Genomic DNA, 2,341 nt, shown 5'->3' on the forward strand with positions numbered 1-2,341 from the left:
CTTCTGGGACGGTGGAAAGGGCCTGTTTCCAAGGCTCAACGCAGATTCAGGGGCCTCAAGGCACCCACACGAATCCGCGATGAGCCGTAAAACGTTTCTTCACGTCCAATCTCCTCGGGGTAGGGAATTGGACTCCAAACTGGGGCGCTACTCAAAATCGGGGGGACGTCGCTAGCCGCACCAGGCTATACAGCCTTCGCGATGTCGGGTAAGGATTGAGGTTGTCCTGCGCATTGATCGCTTCGGCGGCCGTTCCCGCCAGCCATGAGACGAACATCGCCAGTGCGTGCAGTAGCAACAGCATCTCGATGCGCTCTCGCTTGCGGGTCAGGTTGTCCTCGAAGGCATGGCCGATCCACGCCATCATCCAGAAAGCACGGCAAGCGATTGTTGCGGCGCTGCACGATGTGCTGCGGAATGCCGGGAAGATCGATGCGTGTGAGTCTGGCTATATCGTAAGACTCGTCGCCAGGTATTGCTGCTGATATCGAGAAAGCCTCCCGAACTCTGAAGGCGTAGTCTGAAATTTCTGTAGGAAGTGAATCTGATACCGCTTGCGCCGGTCATCCGTCAAAGACTGATCGGTGGGCCCTGCGGAGCGCCTTGCTGTTGTCCTTGCGCCGCTTCTTGCTGACTTGATTGGGCCTGGGCCTGGGCCTGTTCCTGAGCAATCATGTGGTTGGCGGCGTGTAACTTTGCATCCGACTGTTCCAAAGGTATGTGAATTGCCTGGTCGATCGAGACAGATACGCGCTTATGCACTGGATCGTCGATGCGTCCTTCGATCGCGAAGAGGTTGCCGGTCTTGCCCAGCAATACATGATCCACGCGTTGCAGTGCGTTTGCTGCAAGCGAGGTGTCGTGCGCATCAGGATTGCGTTCGCGATTGTCCTTGCAGGCCGCCAGCAGGCAGCGGCTGACGCGCTCGCTCATGTCGTCATACGGCTTGCCGACGCTCTCATCGATCTTGGCCACGCCCTCGCGGATCTGCTTCAACATGGCGTGATCGGGATGATCCGGATCTTGCGGGCCGGAAGCGTGCGCTCGTGCGGGTCCGCTATTGTCCCGTGCCCCGATGTTTTGCTCAACTTTCTCCCGTGAGGCATCTGCGTTGCCGTGGTGTTGCACACGCGGTGCAGTGACATGGATCGTGTCTAGCGTAGTGATCGGTACGGCGGCAGCTTGGGACGGTGGCTGTGCCGTCACACGCTGACCGGCAGAGACCTGGGCGGCATAGGTTCCTTCAAGCTCCAGCTTCAGATTTCCTTTGGCCTGGCTGTCCCAGAGCATTCCGTCGTGCGTCCATTGACCGTCTTTGTTGCGCTCATAGAGATCACCGTCTGAAGCGACAATGCGCCCAGGATGCGTCAGGGCATCCTGCACTGCGGCAGGGAATACCGCGTGACGCGTCCAGCCATTCTGGTCGTAAGCCTCTTTGTACTGCGCAGCCATCGCCGCTGACATCTGCATCGCGTTCTGTTGAATGATCTGCTGCGATGCTTCATCGAGTTGTGCTGCACGTTGAGGGCTTGCTGTCTCGGTGTGGGTGCTCATTGTCCGATCGACCAATCCGTCGGCTATCTGGCGCGTCCATTGCTGCGTGCCCGGCTCGTGTACCCAAGGGGCCTCGCGCAGGCTGCGAGTATCACTTGCGTTGGCAGGCAGGGTATAGGGATCTCTATTCTGCGGCGGCGCCCCCAGAGCCAGCTCGATGGACGTACGGGATGCTTTGAAGGTCAGCACATCCGCGACTTCCGGCGTGGCAACTTCCGCCCGCGTCTTGTAGAGCGGTACACCGGCCTCGCCAAAGGCGATGGCGGCTGGATCGACTTCGCCGGTACTGACGTCACGCGCCCACCGCGCTCCAGTTTGATGATTCTCAAGACGCCAGGTGTTGCCTTGCGCGTCCTGTTGATGGGAAATGCGATGGTCGTTGATGGCATCGGCCAGCTTGTCGCCGCCCACCGCGCCAACGATGCCGCCGATCGCTCCCGTGACCAGCAAGCCCGGGCCAGACTCCACGCCTAGCGCCGCACCTACACTTCCGCCAAGCGCGGCCCCGCCGATGGCGCCCAGATTGCGTGTGGCGTAGCGTGTGACCTCTGCTTCGGCTGCCGTGCTGTTGCCCTGCCCGTCCAGCCGCTCGGTGTCTCTAGCCGTAGCGCCCAAGTCGTACACGGCGGCCGCTGCACCCACAACGCCCAGTCCACGTACGGTGCCGGGAGAGAGCCTGCGTGACGCGGCTGCTTCGTAAGCGTCCGCCAACCTCACCTACCCCGAAACCTCACTCCGTGCGCAACGGCAGCAATTGATCGATGTCCCGATCCAAGGTCGTCGGCAG

General features: G+C 60.7%; 2 protein-coding genes. Both read right to left on the minus strand.

All coding sequences use genetic code 11. From position 1 onward, the window contains the following. Nucleotides 1–151: 151 nt before the first annotated feature. Nucleotides 152–367 (minus strand): hypothetical protein, encoded by a 216-nt coding sequence (locus XcuCFBP2542_RS19470; protein ID WP_146090368.1) that lies wholly within the window; start codon nt 365–367, stop codon nt 152–154. 203 nt (nt 368–570) lie between these two features. Then, nucleotides 571–2,178, minus strand: a complete 1,608-nt coding sequence (locus XcuCFBP2542_RS20260; RefSeq protein WP_338000096.1) for an XVIPCD domain-containing protein — start codon at nt 2,176–2,178, stop codon at nt 571–573. Nucleotides 2,179–2,341: the final 163 nt, after the last annotated feature.

The organism is Xanthomonas cucurbitae (assembly GCF_002939885.1).
In the GTDB taxonomy this organism is placed as follows: Bacteria; Pseudomonadota; Gammaproteobacteria; order Xanthomonadales; family Xanthomonadaceae; genus Xanthomonas; species Xanthomonas cucurbitae.

Bases quoted from the DNA above. Each gene is read 5' to 3' on its own strand.
- XcuCFBP2542_RS19470 (WP_146090368.1), bottom strand. From the start codon at position 367: ATGATGGCGTGGATCGGCCATGCCTTCGAGGACAACCTGACCCGCAAG.